Source organism: Limnobacter sp. MED105, assembly GCF_000170915.1.
GTDB lineage: Bacteria > Pseudomonadota > Gammaproteobacteria > Burkholderiales > Burkholderiaceae_B > Limnobacter.
The window spans coordinates 1-26,308 of the sequence record NZ_ABCT01000011.1; the positions used below are offsets into that span (position 1 = coordinate 1).

Consider the following 26,308-nt stretch of genomic DNA (forward strand, 5'->3'; position numbering starts at 1 on the left):
ATGGCCAGGCCGTCGTCGGCACGTAAAAAGCCCATGCCAAAGTGAACTGACTTTTCGACCATGTCGCGCAGGTCGGTGGTTTTCAAAAGCACCAGCGTGTTCAAGCCTGTTCGCAAATTCTGGGTTACATCCTCCAGAAGTGCTTCAACCAGGTCTTCGCGTGAATCAAAGTACTGATAAAGCGAACCCACGCTAACCCCGGCCAGTTCGGCCACATGGTGGGTGGTGAACTTGTCCATGCCATGTTCTCGAACCGATTGCGCTGTAGCCTCAACCAGGCGCGCCACCAGTTCTTTCGAGCGCTGTTGTTGTGGAATTTTGCGCATGGTGTTCAGAATTTGCCGATGTAGAAGTCCCGTTGAATTTCATTTGCGCGCGCGGGGTTGTTGGCATATTGGGTGAAATCGGAAATGCCTGTTTCGCGCAGAACTTCCTCATCCAGCCAACTGACCTTCGATGAAAAACGGTCGCGCTGGTTGATCAACTCAAAGGCTGCATCGGCCATTATCTCGGGTTTGCGAGACACATTCAAACCTTCTTCGCCGCTGAACATGCCCACCGCCGCAGTCGCAATCAAGGTGGCCGGCCACAGTGTTTTTACTGCAATACCTTTGGCTTTCACCTCTTGCTGAAACCCCATGCTGAGCAGTGTCATGGCGTACTTGGTGCTGGTGTAAGGGATGAAAGCACCTAGCCAGCCTTCGTCAAGATTCATGGGTGGGCAAAGGTTCAATACGGTGCCCTTGCTGGCTTGCAAGTGTGGCAAACATTCGCGCATCGTAATCAAGGGGGCACGGGTGTTCAAAGCATGCATCAGGTCGAATTTTTTGGTTTCAGTAATGCCCAGTTGGGTAATACCCAAGAAGCCAGCATTGTTGACCAACAAATCAATGCCCCCAAACTGCTGCACGGTGGCTTGTACTGCTCGCTTGATTTGCTCCTCATCCCGTACATCGGTCGCAACGGGCAGGGCGTTGCCCCCTGCTTCACGTGCCTCTTGTGCCACAGAATGAATGGTGCCTGGCAGCTTGGGGTTCGGCTGGTCTGACTTTGCCGCAATGGTAATGTTGGCGCCTTCGCGGGCCAGTCGTAAAATGATTTCCCGACCAATACCACGACTGCCGCCGGTGATGAACACGGTTTTATTCGCCCAGCTTCCCATGGTGTCTCCCTTGTTTTTATTCAATCAAACGTTCAGTTTAATACGACTTAATGTTCGTATTCAATTCGCGTTGATAGAAATTGGGGCTATGGGTTGCTCGGCTTGTCGTTGTTGAAGTTCAGCCACGGCAATTTCTTGCGACTCGCGACCCAGCTTGCGGTGTCGGGCTGAAAGCCCAGGCACACAGCGGCTCAACAAGTGCGATGAGGCTCTGGCCGGTACAGCCAACAGGGCAATGAACGGGCCGAAAGGTGCGCGCAGCCCCAGCTTGTTAAACAGGCGTGGCCCCAACAAATACCAGGAAGAACTCAAGTGCTTTTGGTGTGCATAGTGCCTGCGCAGTGTTTGCAGCGAGGTGTAGTTGCGGCTTAACGGTTCACCGGCCAGCGCTGTGGCCAATCTGTGGGTTGACTCGTCGGGTGGGGAATGGGTGAATAAAAATTGTCGAAGTGCAATCAGTGCCTGTGTTTCGGTGTCTACAAGCCATTCTTCTTTCACGCCCATTTGCCAGCCAATCAGTTTCCACAATTGCATCACCGCTCTTGAATTGCGCGGTGTCACGACGATGCCCATTTTTCTCAAGCCAAGCAGCATGACCACGCTGAATCCCAAATAGGTGGCGGCCATGTCAACCTGGTTGATTGGCAAACCCCATTGGCTCGAATCCCAGTCGGAACTGTTTCGCAACTGGTGGCGAACCAAGGCATGCATCCACCGCACGCGAAGCGTGGCAATAGCGCCGGGGCCACCTGCATGGTTGGCACGTGGGTTGACCACTTTCAGCCACCATTGTGCAGTGCTGGCCAGCCGAGGCGCTGCACCTTTTTCAAGTTCACCTGTGAGAATCAAGGTTTTGTTGAACGCCACCATCAAGTAGCCGCCCATTAGTGCCATATCGCGCAACACATCGGTTGCAGCCCGCCCGGTGCTGTGAATAAACTGCACTCCTTCTTCAATCAATTTCCAGTCTACCCACACGGGGTTGATACAGGTGGACTGAATCAAGGTGTGGAGCGCATCGCTGCCTTGAAAGGCCAGTGGATCGTCTGCGAGCAGTGCTTGGTGAAACTCTCTCCAGTCGGCTTTGTGGGGCGATTGCTCAATGCGGGCTTGAATATAGCAATCCATTGCAGGGTCGCCTTCAAAAAGGCCGTGGTGCAGCCTTGCGTATTCCTCGGGCGAGGGGGCGAATGGCCGGCCCAAGAGTTTTCGAATGAGCCAAGGTGTTTTAATTTGCGTGAAATGGAATGGTCTAAGCCGTGCGGGGTGTGGATGATCTATGGTCGTCATGGGGCATAAACACACAATGTGAATGCCCAAGACTAAAGCGAATTTTTAGTCGCATTCAAGTCGCATTTTGAAACCATCGTCTGTCCATTGCGATCATGTCGAATTCATAGCGATAAAACACGTAGTCTTGAGCAAACAAGTCCTGCTCAAGTGCATGCATTTCGTCTGCGTTCAGGTTCACGATTTCAAGGTTGACAATGGTGGGTCTGAACTTCGAGAAATCGAGTTGTTTGAATACTTTGTAGTCGTATCCCTCGGTGTCGATCTGGAATACATCGATGTGTGGCAATGGGTTGCGCTCAATCAGTTTCATCAAGGGCATGCACTGTACTTCTTCCACTGTGACGTATTGTTGATAGTCTTTCAATTTGGTGTCACTGAATGTGGACATGCCTTTGAGCCAGTCAGGCAGCTTGTGTTTCACAATCACTTCAGGAGCAATGCGATACAGTGGTTTCGTTTCTACCTGTTCTGTAATTGCCACGTTTTCATACACAAGGCCAGTGCAGCCTTGATAGTTATTGCGTGTACGCTCCAGCATGTCGGGCAGGGGCTCAACCAACACGCCGTGCCATCCAAAGTTGCGAATAAACGGATGAATAGGGTCGTAGCTGACCCCGTCCATGGCACCCACTTGAATAAACTGAACCGGTTTTTTTTGCTGGCTGATGGCCAGGAACGCATCGTTGGGGCTTGAGTAAGGCAGTTGTCCGTGGCGCTGTTGCAGAGCGCGTTTGTAATCGGCGTAGGCACCCGCTGCGTGTTTTTGGTTGGTCACTACCCAGGTCAGCGCATTCTCGCCATGGTTTACGTCCATCAACCTGTCTGGCGCAATGCTGGCGAATTGTATTCCCCATTGGTGTTTGTTCGCCTCGTGGTGGCAGGCCGACAGGGCAATTTGATCGAGAAACCAGAGTGATTTTCCTTTGCGCAAATTGTCTTCAATGAAGGCGACTACCTGTGCAATGTAGCGTTGTGCTGCGGGGGTGTTGTTCAGGTACACCATACCAGCGGCCACATGCTCCCAGAAAGGTGCTGCCTTGGGTTGGCAAACGATGACATCGTTGTCACTGGCCAATTCACCGATGGTTTGCCTCCAGGGTTTACGCCACAGTGCATCGGCATCCAGCAATATAATGGGTGCGTCGAAATGCGCAAGCAATGCCTGACAGGCAGCAAACCGGCGGGTTGCAAATTCAACCACCTTGGTCGGCGATTTCAAATCGATTGGTTCGGACGTTGCAGTTATTTCAAGCTGCGGGTATTTTGCGACCAATTGGTGCACGCCCTTTACCACGCTGGCATTGGGTGTATACAGGTGAAAGTGAATCAGCAAATCGGCCTGGTTGTGTTCAAGTACGGAGTACACCAAGGCCAAGGCGTGCTCGTAGAAATATTTGTCATCACAGGCAATCAGCAGTGTGGGTTTGCTGCGGTTTGCGCTACCGGGCGCAATCAGCCATTCGTATGGAAATGCAGAATTGAGGGTTTCCGGTGCATTGGCAAGGCTTGCGAAATCAACTGGTTCATCGGGCAGTGCCCCCAGCTTGTACATGCAAGCCATACTCATCAGCTTGATCAGTGAGTTGCTTTGATGCGCACCCGAATCAACAAGCTTTAACAGGTAGGGCAACGCGTCTTCATAGCGTTCTTCCATGGTGTAAACCATGGCCACAATTTGTTGCAGGTGTGGTGAGGTGTCGACTACTTTTTCATTTTTGCGAACCAAGGCCATGGCCTCGTCAATTTCACCAATGCGATACAAAATCTGAATGGCATTGATCAGGTATTTCACGCTGGGCACTTTTTGCAGCACGCGCATCAGCCCGTCGCGAATCCCTTTTTTGTAGGCTGCAGGCAGCGGGCTTTGAATGCCATTGCGATGTTTATCCATCGACAAATGAGATTGCGCAATCAGCATGACCATTTGTTTGAGTGCCAAGTCTTTTGCAGCGGGTAACCCAGACTGAAAGTTGTGTAGCGCTTCAGCGCAGAATATGGGGTCGCAGGCACTGGAGTCGATCAGGGCGATCAACTTGTCCTTGGGTATTTTTCCAAATTCATCAAAAAAGTAGGTTTTCACCAGAATGTCGCGATAATACTGGTGCATTTCCTGAGTGCGCTTGAATTCCGTCACGTGCTGGCTCCTGAGCCTGTTACTTGGGTGTTGTTCACCACAAGGATAAGCTCGGGGCCGGTCTGTTCAAAACCAGAGAAAAGGGGGAATGCCGGTTCAGTGCATTAGTTCAGCAATTGGACTGTAAGTCGTCTGGCAATGGGGGCCAACATGTAAATGGCAGGTACGGCAGCCACATACCCGATGACATAGGTTTTGCCCCAGGTGGCCAGAAAATTACTGCCGAAACCAAAATTGCTGGCAGTAGTAACGAAGGTGACAATGCCCACCATGAGAAATCCCATAATGAGAGCAAAGACCAGCTGGAATAGTTTTCCGGGTTGGGCTTGGGGTACGGCGTTCATGTTGTGTTGTGGAGGTTCTCGAACTTGGGCATTTTAGCGACAATTGTGGGCGGTCACCCTCAGGGTAAACACCCTCATTTTTATCAACAGATTGGCTTTTTTAATGGATGTAGCGTTCATGGTGTTTCGTGTGGCCGTGGAAAATCGAACGACAGCCGTGTTCGGCACAGGAAGGCATGTGCTGGTGGATGCCTCGGGCGCCGGACAGGGGCGTTACTGCATGGCAGCGGTGTGCATGGAGAACGGCGAGGTTGTGCAACTGCACAGCAAGCCTTGTGAGGCGTTTAGTTCGGTGCTGGCCGAGCAGGAAAGCATTGAATGGGCTTTTACCTTATGGCCCCACGCCTTGGTATGGAACGACTGTATACCCGCTATTGAAGCAGTATTGGATCAGCAACCCGCGTTGGCTGGGCAATTGTATTGGCCCACTCCCCGCATGCGAAAGCCTTTTCACGACATGGTGCACAGTCTGTCGGTCAAGGCGCGGGGTGTGGCAATACCCGCTCAATGGAATTACGCTTTCACCACGCCTGGGTCGGCCCGCTCGATAATTGACTTCACATTCAAGCCTTTGGGTAATGCACCGTAGTTGTGGTGGCCCTGTGCTGCCAGGCGGCTTGCACAAAATGCCTCGCTGACCGCATCGGGCGCATGGCGCACCAGCAGCGATGCCTCAAAAGCCAACGCCATTTGATCCACCATGGTTCGGGCGCTGTATTGCAGGCCGTGCATGTCAGCAGGGTTCAATTGCATGAATTGGTCGTTCAATCTGTCCAGGTATTGGTCCAAAATTGAATTGCCGCCACGCGCCTTATTCAGTTCGGCATTGAAGGCCATGAGCACGGCTGGTGTTTTTCCAATGGCGCGAAGCACATCAAGGCATTGCACATTCCCGCTGCCTTCCCAAATCGGATTGATCACGCTTTCGCGGAACAGACGTGGATAAATCGAATTTTCCATCACGCCACTGCCACCAATGCACTCCATGATTTCGTAGCTGTGTTGCGGCGCGCGTTTGCAAATCCAGTACTTGCCCACGGCGGTGGCCAGCCGCGCCAGGTGTGCTTCGTGTTCGTCGCTGTCTTTCAAATCAAGTGCGCGGGCCATGCGCATTGAAAAAGCCATGGCACCTTCGTACTCCAGCTGTAAATCCGCCAGTACGTTTTGCATCAGCGGTTGATCAATCAGCTTGGCACCAAATGCCGCGCGCTGTTTGCAGTGGTGAATGGCGTTGGCCAAGCCAGCGCGCATCAGGCCTGCCGATGCACCCATGCAGTCAAAGCGGGTCAGGCTGACCATTTCAATAATTGTGGGTACGCCGCGCCCCTCATCGCCAATCAGCCAGCCCTGGGCACCGCGAAACTCCACTTCGCTGGAGGCATTGGATTTGTTGCCCATTTTGTCTTTCAGGCGAATCACGTTCAATGCATTCTTGGTGCCATCGGGCAACCAGCGTGGCACTGCAAAGCACGATACCCCTGCAGTAGTTTGCGCCAGAATCAAAAACACATCGCACATGGGTGCCGACAAAAACCACTTGTGGCCCACCAGGGAATACATTTGCCCGGCACCGGGCTGGTTCACTGGTGTTGCCACTGTGCTGTTGGCCCGCACATCCGAGCCCCCCTGTTTTTCGGTCATACCCATGCCCACAGTAATAGACAGTTTTTCATCGACGGGCAGGTTGCGGGGATCGTAGCCGCGATGCAGTATTTTTGACTCGAAAATGGCAGCCACTTCAGGTTGCAGGCGGAAACTTGGAATGGAGGCAAAGGTCATGGTGACGGGGCACCCATGGCCGGCCTCCACCTGGCTTTGCATGAATGCCTTGGCGCCGCGCACCACATGCGCACCCTCGCGTGGGTTCGTCCATGGCTGGCTGTGCAGGCCTTCTTCCAAGGCCGATTTCATCAATTCATGGTAAGCACCGTGATAGCGCACGGAATCGACCCGGTTGCCGAACCTGTCGTGTGTGTCCAGTTCAGGGGGGTATTTATTCGCCAGAAAACCCAACTCAAGGTACTCGGGTTTGCCACATTTGTCGCCAAAGGCCGCGATTTCTGGAATTCCCCAGGCACCACCTTCGCGCTTCACGCCTTCAAGCAGCGCCGCATCGGTGGTGAACAGGTTGTAGCTGTGCAATTCGCTGGCCACATTCTGTACTTGGTGGGTTTCGCCCACGATTGGGCTGGCTTGCAGTTCTTTGGCGGTTTTCATGGCGTTCATCCCTGTAATTTTTGGCTTATGTTTTAATAATTACTTAATTAAATCATAAATGCAAATATTTGTAATTATTTAATGGCCCAGTTTAAGGTTGGTATCCCACCCATTTTGTGCTGGTTTTCTGTACAGCGCTATGGTAGAACGAAGGTGTGCTCACCACGGAGAAACACCATGGCAACAACGCATCAAGTAGAAATTGATTTGAACACCCTTGTGATGTTGGTCAATGAAGTTGCCAAGGAGGACCCACTTGATTACGGGGACCTGGCCGTGGATGAAATGGCGCTGCGCCATTCTTGTTGTCTGGGCGCGTTGAATATTCTTCAAAATGCCGCCATGTTCAAGGCAGAAGACCTTATCTATGTATTGCTGAGCTCTATGGCAAAACTGATTGAAGAAAATGTTTTGTTGCATACCCAGAATGTGGAACGGGGTGAGCAAATACGCAGCGAACTGGTGGTTCAAATACTGGACCGTGCCAAAAAAGGGCACTGAAATCCTGCACCCATCAAACACTCAAGTTTCAGCGCAAACTGCCGTTATCAGAATTACAGATACGGAGAGAATAAATGGATGTTTCCCCAGCAGCCATGGTGAATGCCACGGTACAAATGCAGCAAGCACAGTCGATTCAACAAGGCCAAATTGCGGTGTTCAAGAAAACCATGGACATCGCAGAGTCTTCCGTGGCGCAGCTTATTCAGTCCATTCCCCAGCCCCCAGCATTGGCCACCAGTGGCAACTTGGGTACCCGCCTGAACGTTTACGCCTGAAGATTGGCTGCAAGGCCGGTCAGGCCTTCGTAGCCAACATCAAAAAGCTTTGCCTGGCAGCTTGTTCCAGTTGCTTTCGGCTAAGGCTTGGGTCGTTGTCTTGAGCCAGTTGTGAAACCAAGCCGTGAATTTGCACCACAATCATGGCAGCTCTCAACTTGTATTCCGCTTTGCTGATCTTTGGCTCCAAGCCGTAGATCAGTTTGAAGATTTCTTTTCTTTCCCGGGCGTACACCGCCTCGACCAAACGTGCTGCGAATGGCAAACGGTTTGACAAGGCATAGATTTCTGCCAGCACACCAAAGGTTTCAGGCCGGCGAATTTCAATCAGAATCAAGTCAATAATGGTTTTAAAACGCTCAAGCTGGCTTTTGTCACTCATTGCGTTCATTACTTGCTCAACCGCAGCCTGGTAGTTGTCCATCACATAGGTCAGCAAGGCTTCAATCAGTGCTTCCTTGTTGGTGTAGTAATGCTGCACCGTACTTAGCGAGATGCCCAATTGCGTGGCCACGCCGCGCATGCTCAGCCCCGCATAACCCTCGGCGGCCAATACAGCTTGGGCGGTGCTAAGAATTTCCTGCGAACGAATTTGACCTTTGTCTGTGGTGGCGTGTGTGTTCATGGGCGTACTTTAACTCAAATTTTGCTTCAAACGTGGGCTTGATTGTTGACAAATAGGTCATGTGACCTATAATCATTTCACGACATTCGGTCATGTGACCTATAACTTTGAGAGTGTGAAGAGACAAATGAGATACCCCAAGCCCAGCTGGATGAATTCCGACCTCGAACTTTACCGTTCCAACGTTCGCCGTTTTGTAGAAACCGAGATCAAGCCCAACCAACACAAGTGGGCCAAGCAGCAGCATGTGGACCGTGAATTGTGGAACAAGGCCGGCGAAATGGGCTTGTTGTCGGCGGATATTCCTGAAGAATATGGTGGTGCAGGCGGTGATTTCACGCACATGGCTGTGTTGTTTGAGGAACTGGCCTACAGTGGCGATCGTTCATTCGGTGTGCATGTACACGCCATTGCAGCCCAGTACATTTTGAATCACGGTACGGAAGAACAGAAACAATACTTCCTGCCCAAAATGGCAAGCGGTGAAATGATTGGTGCGATAGCCATGAGTGAGCCCGGTGCCGGTTCAGACCTGCAGGGTATTCGTACCAGTGCCGTGAAAGACGGCAATCACTACGTGGTGAATGGTTCGAAGATTTTTATCTCCAACGGTTACCTGGCCGATGTAATTATTCTGGTCACCAAAACCGACCCTTCCGCCGGTGCGAAAGGTACCACGTTGTTGTTGCTTGAAACCAAGAAAGCAGAGGGTTTTAAGGTAGGCCGTATTCTGGAGAAGCTTGGGCAGAAAGGGCAAGACACCTGTGAATTGTTCTTCGACAATGTGCGCATTCCAACCCAGAATGTGTTGGGTGCCGAAGGCATGGGCTTCATGCAGCTGATGGTTGAATTGCCCTACGAGCGTTTGATGCTGGGCGTGGGTGCGATGGCTGCCATTGAGATGGCCATTGAAATTACCCTGGAATACACGAAAGAACGCAAGGCTTTTGGTAAATCGATTTTCGAGTTCCAGAACACGCGTTTCAAAATGGCCGAACTGAAGTCTCAAGCGGTGGTGGCTCGAGCTTTCATTGACAATTCGATTGAGAAACTGGTGGCTGGTAAGCTGGATGCGGCGACTGCATCGATTGCCAAATTGCATTTGAGCGAGCTGGAATGCAAGGTGATTGATGAATGCCTACAGTTCTTTGGCGGTTACGGTTACATGATGGAGTACCCGATTGCACAAATGTATGCAGATGCCCGGGTGCAGCGTATTTATGGTGGTTCAAGCGAGATCATGAAAGAGATCATTGCCCGTTCGCTTTGAGCAGAACCGGCTGAAAAAGAACCCGCCTTCTGGCGGGTTTTTTTATGCCCGTACTCCCCCGCAAGTAGGGGGGATCCCCTTTTTTCAGACACTATTTTTCGTCCTTTCTTACCGACAATAAGTCATGGCTTTGGATTAACCCATCGGGTTGACCCAGCAATTCTTGCCTTGATCAAGCAGTTTGATTCCTGAATGACAAGCAGTTCCTCATCGGTTTCTAGATCACCTAAATAGACAAAGAAAGCCTTCCTGAAGTACGAACGACCCATTCATTCAATGGGCGATTCGTCACCGCCAAGCCATTGCAAAGAACACTTCTATTTGTGGGAACTCAAATGAAATTGACGCTGAAAAAATTACTACTGACCGCCTTTGTGGTCACCTCCATTCTTACGGCCGCGGTTGGCGGTCTCGGTTTGTATAACATGAACCAGATCAATGACGCGTCACGCGCAATTTATGATCGTGAGTTGATGGGCCTTTCTTACATCAAAGACGCGGGTATTCATCGCGCCGCGGCCGCGCGGGATTGGCGAACCATTCTGATTGCCAAAGATGAAGAAGCTCGCAAAAAGGCCCGTGCGGGTCTCGAAGGACGCTTTACCAAGCTGGAAGAGGTCATTGAAAAAGCGGATCCGCTTTTCATTTCTCCTGAGGGGCGTGAATTGATCAAACAGGTTCGCGAAAAACACAAAAACTGGTTAAGTGCGACCCGTGCTTTGGCAGACGCAGCAGAGAAAGAGCCATACATGGTATTGCCAGCCGAGTTTTTGGCCACTTGGAAAGTACAAGGCCAGCATGCAAAGGAAACGGATGCACTGTTTGAGCAATTGACTGCCAACAAGGAAGAAAATGCCTTGAAGACTGTCGGTTTTATTGAAAGTTTGTATGAATCATCCAAGTGGACATTGACGGTGTTTGTGCTGTTTGCTTTTGCAGCAGGCATTGCCTTGGGCTTCTTGATTACCCGAAGTGTGATGCGACAGATCGGTGGAGAGCCTTCCTATGCAGGTGATTTGGTGAAACGAATTGCTGATGGCGACATGACCGTCGATATTCAACTGGCCAAAGGTGACACCACCAGTTTGCTGTACGACATGAAAAAGATGACTGAACGACTGGCTGGTGTTGTAACCGAAGTACGTGCCAGTTGTGACAGCCTGGCCACGGCCAGCGAGCAGGTCAGTGCAACTTCCGGCAACCTGTCGAATGCAACAAGTGAGCAGGCTGCCAGCGTTGAAGAGACCACTGCGTCGATTGAACAAATCAGTTCATCCATCACCCAGAACTCGGACAATTCACGCGTTACATCGGACATTTCAACCAAGGCTGCTCGCGATGCAGAAGAGGGTGGCAAGGCGGTTGCAAGCACTGTAGAAGCCATGCGAAGCATTGCTGACAAAGTCATGATTATTGATGACATCGCCTATCAAACCAACTTGTTGGCATTGAATGCAGCCATTGAGGCAGCCCGTGCAGGCGAGCATGGCAAAGGGTTTGCGGTCGTGGCCACTGAGGTTCGGAAACTGGCTGAGCGCAGTCAGGAAGCGGCGCAGGAAATTGGCAAACTGGCAGAGTCCAGTGTGGATGTGGCCGAGAAAGCTGGCACTTTGTTAAACAAGATTGTGCCCGATATCAAGCGCACCAGTGATTTGGTACAGGAAATTACCGCAGCCAGTGACGAGCAAAAATCAGCGGGTCAGCAAATCAGTTTGTCAATGACTCAGCTCAGTCAGATCACCCAGCAAAACGCCAGTGCAAGCGAAGAATTGGCGGCCACCGCCGAGGAAATGAATGACCACGCAGCCCAACTGCAGAACCTGGTGGCTTTTTTCAAGACCAGCAGCCAGCAAATGAGCCGCATGAGCAAACCAGCGCGTGGGAAAGTAAAGCAAGGCAATGCAGTCGCGAAAACCGATGATGAATTTGGTGAATTCTAATCTGCATTCGCGTACTGGAGTCGGTCATGAAATTCATGAAAAAATGGTTTACAGGTCGTGGCAAGGCGGGTGGTGCACAGTGTACTGAAGAAAGGCTTTCCGCCTTGGCTACTGAGCATGCGAAGGCAGAAACCTTGATTGAAACAAGTCACTTGAACCTCAAGGATTTGGCTGAGCGATGGGCACCCACTTTGTGCTCGCAGTTAAACACTGCAAATGGGCAAATGGAACAAGGCGTTGTGAAACTGACCTCGGCTTTTTCATCCATCCATGAGCGCTTGAACGAAACCATGAGCCTGGCCACAGAGGCCGCTGGCATTATTGGTCAAGCGGGCGGGTCAGATCAAAGTTTGATCAACCAGTCCCAGTCAAGCCTCGAGGCCATGCAGCACAAGATTCGCCGGGCCTTTCTGGAGAAAGCCGAGTTGATGGAAGAAGTGAAAGGTTTTATCGCTTCAACCGAAGAGCTCAGCAAAATGGCTTCAGCAGTGGAGGATCTTGCTGCCAAAACCAATTTGTTGGCCCTGAACGCTGCTATTGAAGCTGCGCGTGCCGGTGAAGAGGGACGCGGTTTTTCGGTGGTAGCCGATGAGGTCCGGAAACTTTCAAATCAGTCTGCACAAACCGGGCAGCAAATCCGTACCCGTATTCAGCAAATTGCAATTGCCGCGAGAAAAGCCAGTGAAGGCGCCATTCGCATGGAAGCCTCTGATCAGGACTTGCTATCTGATTCAGACCATACCTTCAAACAGGTGATTCAGCAGTTTGAGGCGGTGACACGCCCCTTGCAAAGTGCCAGCGATGGCATTGTGAAAAACACCGGTTATGTCAGCAATGAACTCAGTGCTGCCATTGTTCATTTTCAGTTTCAGGACCGTGTCAGCCAGATCATCGGCCATGTGGATCACAGTTTGAAACAGTTTGGTGAGCAATGCACAACCGGGCTGGAGGCGATCTCGGTGGGCGAATTGATGCACACCCTGGAGAGTGGATACACCATGGCTGAAGAGCGTCAGAACCACGGCAGTGGCGCTACAGAGAACAAAGCCGCGAAGTCCGGAAAAGCAGGCAGCGATGAGCTGACCTTTTTCTGAATCAGGAGAATTGAGCATGAGTAAAACAGTATTGGTAGTTGACGATTCCACCTCACTGCGTCAAGTGGTGGGCATGACTTTGAAGTCTCAGGGTTTTGAAGTGATAGAAGGTTGCGACGGCAAAGACGCATTGACCAAGCTGGACGGGCGCAAAGTACATTTGATCGTGAGCGACTTGAACATGCCAAATATGGATGGTTTGAGCTTTGTAAGGGAGGTTAAAAAGATGCCCGATTACAAGTTTGTACCCATCATCATGTTGACCACTGAAACCGACGACACATTGAAAGCGCAGGGTCAGGCGGCAGGTTTGAAAGCCTGGATGGTCAAACCATTCAAGCCCGAGCAAATGCTGGCCGCTGTCAACAAGCTGGTGGCTTAACTGCTGCGCCACAGGAGGGTGAACCATGGAACATACTATCACCGGGCAAGCGCAGGTGTTGCGCTTCAATGCCTTGACGATTGCGCAGGCCAGCAACAACCTGAACCAAATTTCAGTTGCACTGGAAACTTCAGAAAACTTGCTGTTGGATCTTTCTGCATGCGACGACATTGACACCGCAGGTCTTCAACTGCTTGCAGCCATTCGACTCGATCCGATGTTTCAAAACAGGGTCGACTGGACTGGGGTTACACCCGAGTTTCTGGCCAAGGCAGAGCGACTCGGTTTGAGTGAATTGTTGGTACCTGGCAAGCGAGGTTCTGATGAGCACTGATATTGATCTGGACTCCATCAAGAGTGTGTTTTTCGCTGAGGCTTACCAGTTGTTGGCCGATGTGGAAAATCTGATTCTTCAACTGGAAAAAAATCCCGAAGACCTGGAATTGCTGAATGCAGCTTTCCGCGCCATCCACACCATCAAGGGCAGTGCGGGGGTGTTCGGTTTTGCAAACATTACTCACTTTGTTCACGATCTTGAAACCGTGTTGGATCGCGTTCGAAATCAGGAACTTCAATTTGATTCTGCGTTGGGTAATCTGGTGCTGGCTTGCTGCGATCAGGTTCACACCCTGGTTGAAAGTTTGGAGCGTGGTGTTGATGCAGCTGATCTCGATCAACAGTGTGTGGCTGAGCAAGCCGGGCTGACTGGGCAGTTGAAGGCCTATTTGCTGGATGAGCCAGCGGACGCCGTGTCAACTGGTACAAGCCAGTGGCTGATACAGGTTGAACTGGGCGTGGACACATTTCGCGATGGTTTTGATCCTTATTCGATTTTCAACTATCTGGCAAAGTCAGGAAAGTTCAAGTCGATGGAGCCTCAGTTACAACACATTCCAAAACTAGGCGAGTTTGATCCTGAATCTTGTTTTCTAGGGTTCAAAGCAATTTATGAAACAGAGCAATCGGAAGCAGAAATTCTTGATGCCTTTGAGTTCTTGCCCGAAGAGTGCAAGGTGTCTGTGACTTCTGCTGCCGTGGCTGTTCCTGTGACCGAAGAGAAGAACACGGTCTCAGAGCAAGTACGCGAGTTGAAAACTGCGGCCAGAAAAGCGCCAGTCAAAGCAGCCACTTCCACCATTCGAGTGCAGTCCGACAAACTGGACGCGCTGATCAATTTGGTTGGTGAGCTGGTAATTGCCAACGCGGGTACCGTTGAGCAAGCGCGAAAGTCTCAAAGCTTTGCCCTGTTGGAAGCCACCTGTGCAGTAGGTGCCCTCATCGAAGAAATTCGTGATGGTGCTCTGGGTTTACGCATGGTTGAAATCGGTGAATGTTTTCAGCGTTTTCAACGTGTGGTGCGTGACACAGCACAATCCTTGGGCAAGGAGGTCGACTTGATCATTCAGGGTGAGGAAACCGAACTGGACAAGTCGGTGGTCGAGAAAATCAGCGACCCGCTGATGCATTTGGTTCGCAATGCCATGGACCACGGGCTTGAAACACCCGATGAACGTCTGGGCGCTGGCAAACAAGACAAAGCCAAACTTACACTGAATGCCTATCACGATGGTGGTCATATTGTGATTGAAGTCAGCGACAACGGTCGGGGTTTGGTACATGAAAAGATTCGGACCAAGGCCATTGAGAAAGGCATTGTGTCGGCTACACAGTCCTTGAGTGAGTCGGACATCAATATGCTGATTTTCGCTCCAGGTTTTTCAACGGCGGCAGCGGTCACTGACATCTCGGGACGTGGTGTAGGTATGGATGTGGTCAAGCGAAACATCGAAGCACTTCGCGGCACCGTGAATGTTCGCTCCAAAGAGGGTGTGGGCACTACATTTGAAATTCGCTTGCCCCTTACGCTTGCAATTATTGATGGCTTTCAAATTGCCGTTGGAAATAGCGTGTATGTCATTCCACTGGCCTACGTGCGCGAATGTGTAGAACTGACAGGCCAGGGCGGCGGCAGCGATGCAGTGGACTTAAGTTACGACTTGCGAGGCGAATACTTGCCTTGCATTCGTCTGCGTAAAGTGTTTGGTGAAACAAGTGACAAGCCCAAGCGCGAAAACATCATCGTGGTAAGCCATGGCGGGCTGAAGGTTGGCATTGTGGCTGATCGTTTGCTCGGTGAATCTCAAACCGTCATCAAACCCTTGGGTGGTTTGTTTGAAGGCAACCCAGCTGTCAGCGGCGGCACCATTATGGGCAACGGTGAAGTGGCTTTGATTGTGGATATCCCAAAACTGATCAGTGAAGTGGGGCAGTCCATCACTCGCAGTTTCATGGGAAAAAACTGAATCTAAAGGAATGGAAATGAACGCAGAAATCAAGCAGTACCTAACCTTTCAAGTGAATCAACAAAAACTGGGCGTAGAAATTTTGCGCGTCAAAGAAATTATCGAACACGGCAATATCACATTGGTACCCATGATGCAGGCTTGTATCAGCGGTGTGATCAATCTGCGCGGCGCAGTGGTACCGGTCATTGATTTATCGGCGCGATTCGGTCAAGGCAAAACTTCAGTGAATCGCCGTACCTGCATTGTGATACTTGAATCAAGCGTACAGGATGAGTCGCAGGTAATCGGCTTCATGGTAGATGCAGTCAACGCCGTGGTTGATGTGTCCAGCGACTCCGTGAACCCGCCACCCCAGTTTGGTGCTGGTGTGAATACCGATTTTCTGAAGGGCGTTGGGCGAGTAGGCGAGGAGTTTGTGCTACTTTTAAATGTAGAACGCCTGATGGATTTCAATATTGATCAGGACGCTTTAACACAGGCATCAGCCGGCATCGAAGAGGAAGCCATTGCGGGTGCCTGAACTTCTTTCAGGAAACTTTTTTTGATGCGATTCGCCGCCTGTGCCTTGTTGATGTTGGCCAATATTCAATCGGCACAAGCTGGCCGCCCCATTGAAACTGACGATGCGTCGGCTGCAGAATTCAGAACCTGTCAGCTTGATTTTTGGACCGAATCATCGCGAGAACTGCGACGACATAATTTCAATGGTGGTTGTAACTTGTTGGGCCAGGGCGAGTTTAGTCTTGGGCTGGGTAGGGTTCATGGAAATCAGGAAGATCAACTCCTATCCTCGCTTGGTTACAAACATATTTTTCAAGACTTTACGAGCGACTCTCCTGGGTTCGGCCTGGCGGCCAGCAGAGAGTGGGGGCGCCTGAAGTCTACCGATGAGTCTTCACAAGAAACACTGCTGACCACGATTGCATCTGTGCCTTTGAGGGGCGAGGATTTACTGCTTCACCTGAATCTTGGCTATTTGCAATACAGTGATCAAATTCAAAGCGACAACAGTGTTTTCAAGGCCGCGGCGCTCGATTATTCACTCAACGAGCGAATCGGGTTTTCGGTTGAAACTTATTCAGGTGTCGAAGACGCTTTGAGTTGGCGGATCGGTGCGCGCTACACTCTCATTCCTGATTTTTTGCAGATCGATGCCAGCTATGGCAGTGACTACGGCACCTTTCAAAATGCCAGGGCATTCACCTTGGGTTTCGGAATTACGCCTGGATTTTGACAGGCTTAAATATTCTTGATCACCATCAGAATTGCGACCACGACGCACATTGCACCAAATGCTTTTTTCAACTGGGTACTTGGCATTTTGTTTGAAACCAAGCGGCCAAACAACATGCCACACAGCGCAGCGGCTGCAAAGGTAATACCTATTTCATAGTTGAAGACACCAGCGCCAACGCTGTTCAATACCCCGAAAGTTGAAACAATCGCTATCACTGCCAAAGAGGTCACCGTGACTGATTGAACGCTTAAATTGGTGAAGCGTTGCAAGGCGGGCACCAACACAAATCCGCCACCCACACCCAATAAACCCGATAGAAAACCTGCCACGGCACCCGAGAAAACAAGTGCCCGTGCACATGGCCAGGTCCAGATGAAGCGACCGGTTTCCGGACTTCGAATGCAAGGGCATTTACTTTTTTCGGAATCGGGTGGTGCATCAATCACATTCATTTCCGAATTGGCGGCCCCCCGAAATGCATTGAAAGCAACCCACAGCAGAACCACTGAGAAGGCCAGCCCCAGTGCCTTGGTGTCTACTTGCTGGGCCACCCAAAAACCAACTGGCGATAGCAGCAAGCCAACAAACCCCATAAGGCCAGCCGCCTTGTAACGCACCTCGCCTGCCCGCAAACCCAAAAAAGCGCCGAGTGTGGCTGCCAGGCCCACTGCCAGCAAGCCGATTGCAGACACTTCTTGCACGGGCAGCCCGGTGGTGAAAACCAGCAAAGGTACCGCCAGCACTCCTCCACCAGCGCCAGTCAGCGCCATGACCAAGCCCACCAAAAGCCCCAAAGCCAAGGTACCAATCATGCGAATGCCTGTTTCAAAAGTTGTCTGGGGATGTGTTGAATGTCGTACATTTTGACAGTGTGTGCCCGGATACAGTATTGCAGGCGACAAAAAAGAAAGATGTGTCTATTATATGCGTAGTTGCGCATATATAGAGCATTGAGGTTAAAAGATGATTTTCAAACAGCTTTTTGAGCCCGTATCCAGCACCTACACCTATTTGGTGGGTTGCGAACAAACCGGGCAGGCCGTGTTGATTGATCCGGTAGTGTCTGTGATGGAACGAGACCTCGCCGTGTTGAGTGAACTCGGTTTAAAACTGGCCTACACCCTGGATACGCACATTCACGCTGATCACATTACTGCCGCGCTTGAACTGAAAAGCAAGGTGGGCAGTAAAATTGCTGCGCCTGCTTTTGATCGTTTGCCTTGCACCGACCATGCGATCGAAGAGGGGCAGCCATTTGTGGTGGGCAGCGTGCAAATTGAACCGTTGCACACCCCTGGTCATACCGATGGCCACTTCTCTTATCGCTTGGGAGAACGCGTCTTCACCGGGGATGCCTTGTTGATTGATGGTTGTGGGCGAACTGATTTTCAGAATGGTGATGCACCCACTTTGTACAAAAGCGTGAAAGAGAAACTATTTTGCTTGCCTGAAGATACTTTGGTCTATCCTGGGCATGATTATCAAAATCGACGGGTTTCTTCGATTGGACAAGAGAAAAATCGAAATCCTCGCTTGGGTGATCAAAAAACGCTCGAAGAGTTTATCGAAATCATGGGCAATCTGAATTTGCCTTATCCCAAGTTTATTGATTATGCAGTTCCAGGCAATCGTCTTTGTGGAGTTTGTCCCAGCCATTTGCCGGAAGAGCTTGAAAAATATTGTCAGCAGATTACGGAAAGTAAACAAGGCTGATTCAATGATTGAGTTGTTCCATGGTTGGTGTTTTTGACATGAATTACCTTGTATGCTCTTATTTTGCACTTTGGTTTTTCACATCGAATGTTATTGAACCACGAATCCAGTCAACTCGTTTTAATTGATTATCAAGAAAAACTGATGCCAGCCATACACCAGGCTGACGATGTTTACAAAAACGCCTTGATATTGGCCACGCTGGCCAAAAAGCTGCGCGTGCCTGTATTTGGTACCGAGCATATGCCCGACAAAATAGGCCCTTTTGTGCCTGCTCTTGGTGCACTGTGCAAAGCCACCATGCGTAAAACTCATTTCAGCGCCTGCCCTGAAGGTTTGATTGATTTGTTGACCAGCAAAGCACCTGCTGGCAATGCACGCAGTTTACCCAAGCATTTGCAGAAAAATAATCAGGAATCAGAGCGTCCCAGTATTGTAGTTGCCGGTGTTGAAGCCCACGTGTGCCTGCTTCAAACAGCGCTCGATTTACTGAATGAAGAAATGGAAGTTTGGGTAGTCACCGATGCGTGTGGCTCGAGAACCGATAGAAATCGTGATGCAGCCTTTGATCGTTTGGCCGGTAATGGCGCAGAATTGGTGACCACAGAAATGGTCGTATTTGAATGGCTGGAAAGTGCAGAAAATGAGCATTTTAAATTTGCACTTGACCTCATTAAGTAATCAATTTAATTTCACGTTTGTGATTAACAATAAATTTAATTACAATCGGGCTTGTTAATAAACTTTTTTAAAAAGAAAAAATGAAAAAACTAAATCTATCCGCTTTAAGTGCTTCTGAGCTTCAGCAGTTGAAGTCAGACATTGAAAAAGAATTGAATGACCGCAGCTCTAAACTGCAAGCCATTGAAGAAGTCAAGAAATTGGCAGCGTCGAAAGGGTTGAAGCTTGAAGAGCTTTTTGCTGAGTTGGGCGGATCCAAGCCCAAAGGCAAACGCGAATTGGGCCCAGCGCCTGTGCGTTTCCGCCATCCCCAAGACGCTTCACTCACTTGGTCGGGTCGCGGCAAACGCCCAAACTGGATGAAAGAAGCCATGGCGAAAGGCATGACTGAAGACCAAATGCGTGTTTGATTTTGTGGTGTTGATTTATTAAAAAAAGCCGCTGGTTTAAATCAGCGGCTTTTTTGTTGAGCGCTTGGCTTAATTACCCACCCAAGCCGCGTAGCAAATCTTTCTTCAAGTCAGCCACATCTTCCAGGCCAATCGCCAAACGAATCAAACCTTGCTTGATACCCGCGGCTTCACGCGCTTCAGGGCTAAGCCTTCCGTGCGTGGTGGTGCCCGGATGGGTAATGGTTGTTCGCGTGTCACCCAGGTTCGCAGTAATTGACATCAACTGGCTGCTGTCAATGACATGCCAGGCCTTGGCACGGGCATCGTCCTCGTTGCTTGCCTTCACCTCAAACGACACAATAGCACCACCGGTTTTTTGCTGTTTCATGGCCAGCGCATGTTGCGGGTGGCTTCCCAGGCCGGGGTAGTACACCTTGCTGACAGCGGGGTGCGCTTCCAGCCAGCCTGCAATTTCAAGCGCCGCAGCAGACTGCGCCAGCATGCGAATGTTTAGCGTTTCAAGGCCTTTGAACAACACCCAGGCGTTGAAAGCAGACAAAGTGGGGCCTGCCGTGCGCAGCACGGGCAAAATTTTGTCTTTCAGCAAGTCTTTCGGGCCGCAAATGGCACCGCCCAACACTCGGCCCTGGCCATCCAGGTATTTGGTGGCGGAGTGAATGATGATTTCCGTGCCAAAGTCGACTGGTTTTTGCAAAGCAGGGGTGCAGAAGCAGTTGTCCACCACGTTGTAAATACCATGTTTCTTGGCCAGGTCGCTCAGTGCGCGCATGTCCAGAATTTCGGTCAGCGGGTTCGAAGGCGTTTCGCTGTAGAACAACTTCGTGTTGGGTTTGATCGCCTTTTCCCAAGCTTCCATACTGGTGCCGTCAACGAATGTGGTCTCGATCCCGAAGCGGGAGAGGATATTCACAAACAACTGCACTGTGGCGCCAAACAAGGCTTTGGACGCAATAATGTGGTCACCCGCATTCAACAGGCCCATGCAGGTTGTTGTAATTGCCGCCATGCCGCTGGACGTGGCCAGGCAATACTCCATGTCTTCAAGCACAGCCAGGCGCTGCTCAAACATTTGCACGCTGGGGTTCGTAAAACGCGCGTACACATTGCCTTCTTCGGTGCCGGCAAAGCGGGCTGCGGCTTGCGCTGCATTGTCGAACACAAAGCTGGATGTCAAAAACATGGCTTCAGAGTGCTCGCCAAACTCTGTGCGGTGGCTGCCCGCACGAATCGCCTTGGTGGCAGTGGCCCAGTCTGCCGGGTTGGCCTTCGGTTTGTTGTTGCTCATGATTGCAGTCCTTGCGCAATTCGAGTTTGTACAGTGTGCTTGCCCAACAGGTTCATCACCTTGTCGATTGAAGGCGTTTGTGTAATGCCAGTCAACATCAAGCGCAGAGGCATTGCAAGCTTTGGCATTTTCAGGCCATGGTTTTTAATGGTGGTTTTAACCAAACCGCTCAGCGCTTCCACATTCCATTCCACACTGTTCAAGCCTTCATTGAATTCGGCCAAGGCTGCACGCACGCCAGCTTCTTCCAGCATGGGTTTCAATTCTTCAACATTTACACTTGGCACCTTGTAGAACAGGGCGGCTTCATCGCGCAATTGCACCAAAGTGGAAGCTCGCTCCAGCACCACGTCGAGCACGTCGGCCAGCTTGGGGCCTTCAAACGCATTCACACCCTCTTTCTCAAGGCGGGTTTGCAAATCCGACAGCAATACTTCCTGCTGCGCTTGCTTCATGTAATGGGCATTAACCCACTTCAGCTTTTCCGGATCGAACTGCGCGGCCGATTTCGACAGGTTGGTGGAGTCAAACCACTCAATAAGCTGTTCGCGGCTAAACAATTCATCGTCACCGTGGCTCCAGCCCAAACGGGCCAGATAGTTGATCATGGCATCGGGCAAAAAGCCTTCTTCGTGGTACTGCACCACGCTGACCGCACCGTGGCGTTTGGACAGCTTTTCACCGTCGGGTCCCAGAATCATCGGGATATGCCCATAAATGGGTTGATCGCCGCCCAACGCTTTCAGGATATTGATTTGGCGGGGCGTGTTGTTGATGTGGTCATCACCGCGAATCACGTGGGTAATTTTCATCTCCCAGTCATCCACTACCACACAGAAGTTGTACGTGGGTGTGCCGTCCTGGCGGGCGATAATGAGGTCGTCCATTTCTTCGTTGTTGATCGAAATGGGGCCTTTCACCAGGTCGTCCCAAGTCACCGCGCCGCTAAGCGGGTTCTTGAAACGCACCACGGGTTTTACATCTGCAGGTGGCGTGGGCAGTACCTTGCCGGCCTCTGGGCGCCATGTGCCGTCATATCGAATACGTTGACCATTTTCCCGTTGCTTTTCACGCATTTGATTCAATTCTTCTTGCGTACAGTAACAAAGGTAGGCATCGCCTTTTTCAAGCAGTTTGTCGATCATGGCCCGGTAACGGTCCATGCGTTGCATTTGAAAAAACGGGCCTTCGTCGTAATCCAGATTCAACCAAGCCATGCCATCCATAATGGCCTGAACGGCTTCTGGGGTGGATCGCTCTACGTCAGTGTCTTCTACGCGAAGAATGAACTGTCCCTTGTGGTGGCGGGCAAAAGCCCAGCTGTACAAGGCGGTTCTGGCGCCACCCAAATGCAAATAGCCTGTTGGGCTGGGTGCAAAACGGGTGCGAACTGTTTGATTTTGGTGATCTGTTGACATGGATTAGTGACTTTTTTTCAAAGAACTCATATTATAAGTTCAAGTAAATTCTTAGGTTTCGGCTACAAGCTATGGCAATGCACAATTTCGACCGGCGTTCATTCATCAAGGCAGTAAGTACTTTGGCTGTTATTGGCTCAGTCGATACCTTTTTGAATCGGGGAGTATTGGCAGCTGGTTCAGACTTGGTGCCACCACCCGATCTGTTCGATCCAGGCTTGGTAGATCTGACTTTCTGGCTTCAACCACGCACCCTTGAAATGGTACGCCCACAATCGGGCGAGCGCTTGAACATTACCTACTGGAAAGACGGACATCTTAACCCAATCGCCTATGAACAGATTTGTGGTTTGCTTCGAGACGTGCAGGCAAATCAAGTTTTCCGCATGGACACGCAAATTATCGACACACTGTGGGCTGCACAGGCTTTCGTGCGTCGTTATGGCTTTGTGGCACCGGTTGAAATTACTTCGGGTTACAGAAGCCCAAAAACAAATGCCCGTTTAATCGAGAAAGGCTTGCCCGCTGCCCGCAATTCCCTGCATCTGAAAGGTCAGGCGGTTGATTTCCGTTTGCCTGGCCTGCATCCCAGGGTGCTGGGCGAACTGGTAGAGGGCTTCCGCGCAGGCGGCGTAGGTTTCTATTTCCGTGTGGGCGCAAAAGGTGGCTGGATTCACGCTGACACTGGTCCGGAGCGTGTTTGGCGTGGTTAAATAAAGCCATCTAAAAAAACAACAGTGCGAGGGTGGTTTTTTGGCAGTTTTCGGTCGCATTACAGGCAGTTTCGCAGTGGCGGTGGCTTTGTGCCTGTCGCTCGCTGCATGTGGCAAGGCGCCCAACAATCCTTACGTTGAAACTGCGGAAGACAAAAAGCTCAACACCCTTTACACCGCCTTCACGGCACGCCCCAAGCATCTGGATCCAGCGCAGTCTTACACCTCCGACGAAGCGGAATTCACTTACCAAATTTACGAGCCGCTGTTTCAGTACCACTACCTGAAACGGCCCTATCAGCTAGAGCCCTTGGCTGCTGCTGCCATGCCTGTACCGGTTTACCTGGATGAGGCGGGCAACGAATTGCCCGATGACGCGCCGCTTAACGCGGTGAGGACCAGCGTTTATACCATTCAATTAAAGCCTGGCATTCAATATCAACCGCACCCGGCTTTTGCGAAAGATGCCCAGGGCAATTTTTTGTACCACCAGCTCGGCGAAGAGGCCCGCAAATACAGCAGCCCCTTGCAGTTTGAGCAGCAGGGCACGCGCGAATTAACGGCGCACGACTATGTGTATGAAATCAAGCGGCTTGCAAGCTCGCGAATCGTGTCTCCAATTCTGGGGCACATGGGCGATTACGTGGAAGGCTTGGGGGACTTGTCAAAAACCCTGCAAGAACACGACAAAGCGCTGAAAGAGAAAATCCAGAAAGAAACCGGCAGTGCCTTTCCGCCTGCCACAGCTGACTTGCCCTGGCTTGATCTGCGTGAATTTGATTTGCCTGGTGCCAAAGCGCTGGACGACCACACACTAGAAATTCGCGTGAACGGCAAATACCCCCAGTTTATTTACTGGCTGGCCATGCCTTTTTTTGCACCCATTCCCTGGGAAGCTGATGCGTTCTACAGTCAAAAAGGTTTTATAGAAAACAACCTGGTGCTGGATTGGTGGCCTGTGGGCACGGGTGCTTACATGTTGACTGAAAATGATCCGAATTCCCGCATGGTGTTGTCGCGCAACCCGAACCACCGCGGTGAGCCGTATCCATCAGAGGGTGAGCCCGGCGACAAGGCCAAAGGCCTGTTGGCCGATGCCGGCAAAACAATGCCCTTTATCGATCGAGTGGTGTTCACGCGCGAGAAAGAGGGCATTCCTTACTGGAACAAGTTTCTGCAGGGCTATTACGACACCTCTGGGGTCAGTGCAGACACCTTTGATCAGGCCATTCGTGCCAGCGCCGATGGCGATGCAGCTTTAACCCCGGACATGGCGGAAAAGGGCATTCGTCTGGAAACATCATTGTCCACCAGCATGTTTTATCTGGGTTTCAATTGGCTGGATCCCGTGGTGGGGCCGGGCAGCTCCGCCGAAGAGGCGCGCCGTGCCAAATTGCTTCGCCAAGCCATTGCAATTGCCATGGATTGGGAAGAGTTCTCGCAAATTTTCACCAACGGTCGAGCTGTACCCGCACACGGACCAGTGCCACCTGGCTTGTTTGGCTTCGAAGAAGGTGAGGCAGGCTATAACACGCAGGTGTACAACATTGTTGATGGCAAGCCAGTGCGTAAACCGGTTGAAGATGCTTTGGCCTTGTTGAAACAAGCGGGTTACGAGAACGGAATAGACCCGAAAACAGGGCAACCTTTAACCTTGGCGCTCGATACAACAGGCGGTGGCCCAGGCGACAAAGCCCGCTTCGATTGGTACCGCAAGCAGTTCGCCAAGCTGAACATTCAATTGGATATTCGTGCCACCGACTGGAACCGTTTTCAGGAAAAAATCCGCAAGGGCAATGCTCAAATTTTCTTCCTTGGGTGGAATGCGGATTACCCCGATCCGGAAAACTTTTTATTCTTGCTTTATGGCCCCAACAGTCGTGCCAAAACTGCAGGTGAGAATGCCTCCAATTACTCGAATGCCCAGTACGACGCCATGTTTGAGCGCATGAAAACCATGCCCAATAACGAAGAGCGTGCCGCGATCATTTCGCAGATGACCGACCTGGTTCAAGACGATGTGCCTTGGTTGTTTGCCTTTGTGCCCCAACAGTTTGGCTTGATTCACGAATGGTATGGCAACGTGAAACCCAACGACCTGGCCCGCAACAGCATCAAATACAAAACAATTGACACTGCCAAACGCGATGCCGCCCGAAAGGAATGGAACCAGCCAGAGTGGTGGCCAATCCCGGTGTTGTTGTTAGCACTGGCCCTGTTCATATGGCCCGCTTGGGCCGCCTGGAAGCGCCGTGAGCAGGCCATGGGTATTCGCGAAGATTTGGCCGCCACCGTGGCAAGCAGCACAGGGGGCAAGCGCTGATGGGCAATTATCTGCTACGCCGTGTGCTGTACGGCTTGTTGGTATTGTTGGGTGTGAACCTGATCACTTTCGTTTTGTTTTTTCAGGTGAACAGCCCCGACGACATGGCCCGTTTGGCCCTTGGCGGCAAGCGGGTTGCGCAAGAGTCGGTGGATCAATGGAAACGTGAAAAAGGATACGATTTGCCTTTGCTGATCAACAGCGAAGCGCCAGGCTCTGACAAACTCACTGAAACGATTTTCTTTCAAAAGTCGGTGCCCATGTTCGTGGGTGAATTTGGCAGTTCCGACGATGGTCGCAACATCGCCAATGAAATCGTAAAGCGTGCAGGGCCAAGCCTGGCTTTGGCTGTTCCCGTGTTTGTGCTGGGTTTGTTCCTGAACATTGTGCTGTCACTGCTGCTGACTTTTTTCCGTGGCACCTACCTTGATTTAACTGGCGTGGTGTTGTGCGTGTTGGCTATGTCCATTTCAGGTTTGTTTTACATCATTGGCGGGCAGTACCTGTTTTCCAAAACGCTGGCGCTGGTGCCAATTTCCGGTTACGACGCAGGCGTTGATGCATGGCGCTTTTTGATACTGCCGGTCATCATCGGTGTAGTCAGCGGTTTGGGCGGTGGCACCCGCTGGTATCGCACCATTTTCCTGGAAGAAATCAACAAAGACTATGTACGCACTGCGCGTGCCAAGGGCTTGTCTGAAGTTCAGGTGCTTGGTCGCCATGTATTGCGCAATGGTCTAATTCCAATTCTGACTGGTTCGGTCACAGTCATTCCACTCCTGTTCATGGGTTCATTAATCTCTGAGTCTTTCTTCGGTATTCCGGGCTTGGGCAGCTACACCATCGAGGCCATTCAGTCGCAAGATTTTGCAATTGTGCGTGCCATGGTGTTCATTGGTTCGGTGCTTTATTTGGTGGGTTTGATTTTGACTGACATTGCTTACACCATCGCGGACCCTCGGGTTCGTTTGGCATAAGG

General features: G+C 51.1%; 27 protein-coding genes. 17 read left to right on the plus strand and 10 right to left on the minus strand.

The window, feature by feature from the left end; all coding sequences use genetic code 11:
• The 5 genes from LMED105_RS10595 to LMED105_RS16680 form a co-directional block, all read right to left on the minus strand.
• Positions 1-326 (minus strand): TetR/AcrR family transcriptional regulator (locus tag LMED105_RS10595; protein WP_008251048.1); only part of this gene is annotated, 326 nt, incomplete at its 3' end.
• 5 nt (positions 327-331) lie between these two features.
• Positions 332-1,186 (minus strand): SDR family oxidoreductase, encoded by an 855-nt coding sequence (locus LMED105_RS10600; RefSeq protein WP_198006840.1) that lies wholly within the window; start codon positions 1,184-1,186, stop codon positions 332-334.
• A 36-nt stretch (positions 1,187-1,222) separates the two neighbouring features.
• Entirely contained in the window at positions 1,223-2,290 is a 1,068-nt protein-coding gene (locus LMED105_RS10605) for an oxygenase MpaB family protein (protein ID WP_008251050.1), read from the minus strand.
• Positions 2,291-2,507: 217 nt separating this feature from the next.
• The gene (locus tag LMED105_RS10610; RefSeq protein ID WP_156799660.1) at positions 2,508-4,589 is read right to left on the minus strand and encodes an FkbM family methyltransferase; all 2,082 of its coding nucleotides are present in this window, start codon (positions 4,587-4,589) and stop codon (positions 2,508-2,510) included.
• A gap of 104 nt (positions 4,590-4,693) precedes the next feature.
• Complete coding sequence (locus LMED105_RS16680; RefSeq protein ID WP_083797173.1) at positions 4,694-4,933, minus strand: DUF2798 domain-containing protein; 240 nt, start codon at positions 4,931-4,933, stop codon at positions 4,694-4,696.
• Between the two features lie 103 nt (positions 4,934-5,036).
• Between LMED105_RS16680 and LMED105_RS10620 the strand changes: the two genes are divergently transcribed.
• A complete protein-coding gene (locus LMED105_RS10620) occupies positions 5,037-5,522 on the plus strand; it encodes a hypothetical protein (protein WP_008251053.1) in 486 nt (161 codons plus the stop codon).
• On the opposite strand, the gene LMED105_RS10625 is transcribed toward LMED105_RS10620, so the two are convergent.
• Positions 5,447-7,150, minus strand: a complete 1,704-nt coding sequence (locus LMED105_RS10625; RefSeq protein ID WP_156799661.1) for an acyl-CoA dehydrogenase family protein — start codon at positions 7,148-7,150, stop codon at positions 5,447-5,449. The two genes, LMED105_RS10620 and LMED105_RS10625, sit on opposite strands and share 76 nt — an antisense overlap.
• Positions 7,151-7,327: 177 nt before the next feature.
• Between LMED105_RS10625 and LMED105_RS10630 the strand changes: the two genes are divergently transcribed.
• Positions 7,328-7,651, plus strand: coding sequence for a hypothetical protein (locus LMED105_RS10630; protein ID WP_156799662.1), 324 nt, complete (start codon positions 7,328-7,330; stop codon positions 7,649-7,651).
• A 74-nt stretch (positions 7,652-7,725) separates the two neighbouring features.
• Positions 7,726-7,929 carry a YjfB family protein gene (locus tag LMED105_RS10635; protein WP_008251056.1) on the plus strand — a complete coding sequence of 68 codons (204 nt, stop codon included), beginning with the start codon at positions 7,726-7,728 and terminating at the stop codon, positions 7,927-7,929.
• Positions 7,930-7,948: 19 nt separating this feature from the next.
• On the opposite strand, the gene LMED105_RS10640 is transcribed toward LMED105_RS10635, so the two are convergent.
• Positions 7,949-8,554 (minus strand): TetR/AcrR family transcriptional regulator, encoded by a 606-nt coding sequence (locus tag LMED105_RS10640; RefSeq protein WP_008251057.1) that lies wholly within the window; start codon positions 8,552-8,554, stop codon positions 7,949-7,951.
• A gap of 127 nt (positions 8,555-8,681) precedes the next feature.
• Here LMED105_RS10640 and LMED105_RS10645 point away from each other — a divergent pair, with 127 nt between their 5' ends.
• The 8 genes from LMED105_RS10645 (at position 8,682) to LMED105_RS10680 (ending at position 16,780) form a co-directional block, all read left to right on the plus strand.
• Positions 8,682-9,824: an acyl-CoA dehydrogenase family protein gene (locus LMED105_RS10645; protein WP_040513244.1), complete on the plus strand. Its 1,143-nt coding sequence runs from the start codon at positions 8,682-8,684 to the stop codon at positions 9,822-9,824.
• Between the two features lie 335 nt (positions 9,825-10,159).
• A complete protein-coding gene (locus LMED105_RS10650) occupies positions 10,160-11,764 on the plus strand; it encodes a methyl-accepting chemotaxis protein (protein WP_008251060.1) in 1,605 nt (534 codons plus the stop codon).
• A 26-nt stretch (positions 11,765-11,790) separates the two neighbouring features.
• Positions 11,791-12,858 (plus strand): methyl-accepting chemotaxis protein, encoded by a 1,068-nt coding sequence (locus LMED105_RS10655; protein WP_008251062.1) that lies wholly within the window; start codon positions 11,791-11,793, stop codon positions 12,856-12,858.
• A 16-nt stretch (positions 12,859-12,874) separates the two neighbouring features.
• Positions 12,875-13,240, plus strand: coding sequence for a response regulator (locus LMED105_RS10660; RefSeq protein WP_008251063.1), 366 nt, complete (start codon positions 12,875-12,877; stop codon positions 13,238-13,240).
• A gap of 25 nt (positions 13,241-13,265) precedes the next feature.
• Complete coding sequence (locus LMED105_RS10665; RefSeq protein WP_008251064.1) at positions 13,266-13,574, plus strand: lipid asymmetry maintenance protein MlaB; 309 nt, start codon at positions 13,266-13,268, stop codon at positions 13,572-13,574.
• Positions 13,564-15,543: a chemotaxis protein CheA gene (locus LMED105_RS10670; RefSeq protein WP_008251065.1), complete on the plus strand. Its 1,980-nt coding sequence runs from the start codon at positions 13,564-13,566 to the stop codon at positions 15,541-15,543. Before LMED105_RS10665 ends, LMED105_RS10670 begins: the two co-directional genes overlap by 11 nt.
• Positions 15,544-15,559: 16 nt before the next feature.
• Positions 15,560-16,066: a chemotaxis protein CheW gene (locus tag LMED105_RS10675; RefSeq protein ID WP_232222743.1), complete on the plus strand. Its 507-nt coding sequence runs from the start codon at positions 15,560-15,562 to the stop codon at positions 16,064-16,066.
• Positions 16,067-16,090: 24 nt separating this feature from the next.
• Positions 16,091-16,780, plus strand: coding sequence for a hypothetical protein (locus tag LMED105_RS10680; protein WP_008251067.1), 690 nt, complete (start codon positions 16,091-16,093; stop codon positions 16,778-16,780).
• A 5-nt stretch (positions 16,781-16,785) separates the two neighbouring features.
• Here the strand turns inward: LMED105_RS10680 and LMED105_RS10685 are convergent, their stop codons facing one another.
• Positions 16,786-17,595, minus strand: coding sequence for a sulfite exporter TauE/SafE family protein (locus LMED105_RS10685; protein WP_008251069.1), 810 nt, complete (start codon positions 17,593-17,595; stop codon positions 16,786-16,788).
• 151 nt (positions 17,596-17,746) lie between these two features.
• Between LMED105_RS10685 and LMED105_RS10690 the strand changes: the two genes are divergently transcribed.
• The 3 genes from LMED105_RS10690 (at position 17,747) to LMED105_RS10700 (ending at position 19,587) form a co-directional block, all read left to right on the plus strand.
• Positions 17,747-18,496, plus strand: coding sequence for an MBL fold metallo-hydrolase (locus LMED105_RS10690; RefSeq protein WP_008251072.1), 750 nt, complete (start codon positions 17,747-17,749; stop codon positions 18,494-18,496).
• A gap of 87 nt (positions 18,497-18,583) precedes the next feature.
• Complete coding sequence (locus LMED105_RS10695) at positions 18,584-19,177, plus strand: isochorismatase family protein (protein ID WP_008251073.1); 594 nt, start codon at positions 18,584-18,586, stop codon at positions 19,175-19,177.
• Between the two features lie 80 nt (positions 19,178-19,257).
• The gene (locus LMED105_RS10700) at positions 19,258-19,587 is read left to right on the plus strand and encodes an H-NS family nucleoid-associated regulatory protein (RefSeq protein ID WP_008251074.1); all 330 of its coding nucleotides are present in this window, start codon (positions 19,258-19,260) and stop codon (positions 19,585-19,587) included.
• Positions 19,588-19,660: 73 nt separating this feature from the next.
• Here LMED105_RS10700 and LMED105_RS10705 read toward each other — a convergent pair whose 3' ends face one another.
• Positions 19,661-20,875, minus strand: coding sequence for an O-succinylhomoserine sulfhydrylase (locus tag LMED105_RS10705; protein ID WP_008251075.1), 1,215 nt, complete (start codon positions 20,873-20,875; stop codon positions 19,661-19,663).
• Complete coding sequence (gene gltX / locus LMED105_RS10710; RefSeq protein WP_008251076.1) at positions 20,872-22,293, minus strand: glutamate--tRNA ligase; 1,422 nt, start codon at positions 22,291-22,293, stop codon at positions 20,872-20,874. The genes LMED105_RS10705 and gltX overlap by 4 nt, the downstream gene beginning before the upstream one ends.
• 71 nt (positions 22,294-22,364) lie before the next feature.
• Between gltX and LMED105_RS10715 the strand changes: the two genes are divergently transcribed.
• Genes LMED105_RS10715 through LMED105_RS10725 form a run of 3 tightly spaced genes read left to right on the plus strand, consistent with a single transcriptional unit; the run spans position 22,365 to position 26,306 of the window.
• Positions 22,365-23,006, plus strand: coding sequence for a DUF882 domain-containing protein (locus tag LMED105_RS10715; RefSeq protein WP_008251077.1), 642 nt, complete (start codon positions 22,365-22,367; stop codon positions 23,004-23,006).
• Positions 23,007-23,046: 40 nt separating this feature from the next.
• Positions 23,047-25,329, plus strand: a complete 2,283-nt coding sequence (locus tag LMED105_RS10720; protein WP_008251078.1) for an ABC transporter substrate-binding protein — start codon at positions 23,047-23,049, stop codon at positions 25,327-25,329.
• The gene (locus tag LMED105_RS10725; RefSeq protein ID WP_008251079.1) at positions 25,329-26,306 is read left to right on the plus strand and encodes an ABC transporter permease; all 978 of its coding nucleotides are present in this window, start codon (positions 25,329-25,331) and stop codon (positions 26,304-26,306) included. The genes LMED105_RS10720 and LMED105_RS10725 overlap by 1 nt, the downstream gene beginning before the upstream one ends.
• Positions 26,307-26,308: the final 2 nt, after the last annotated feature.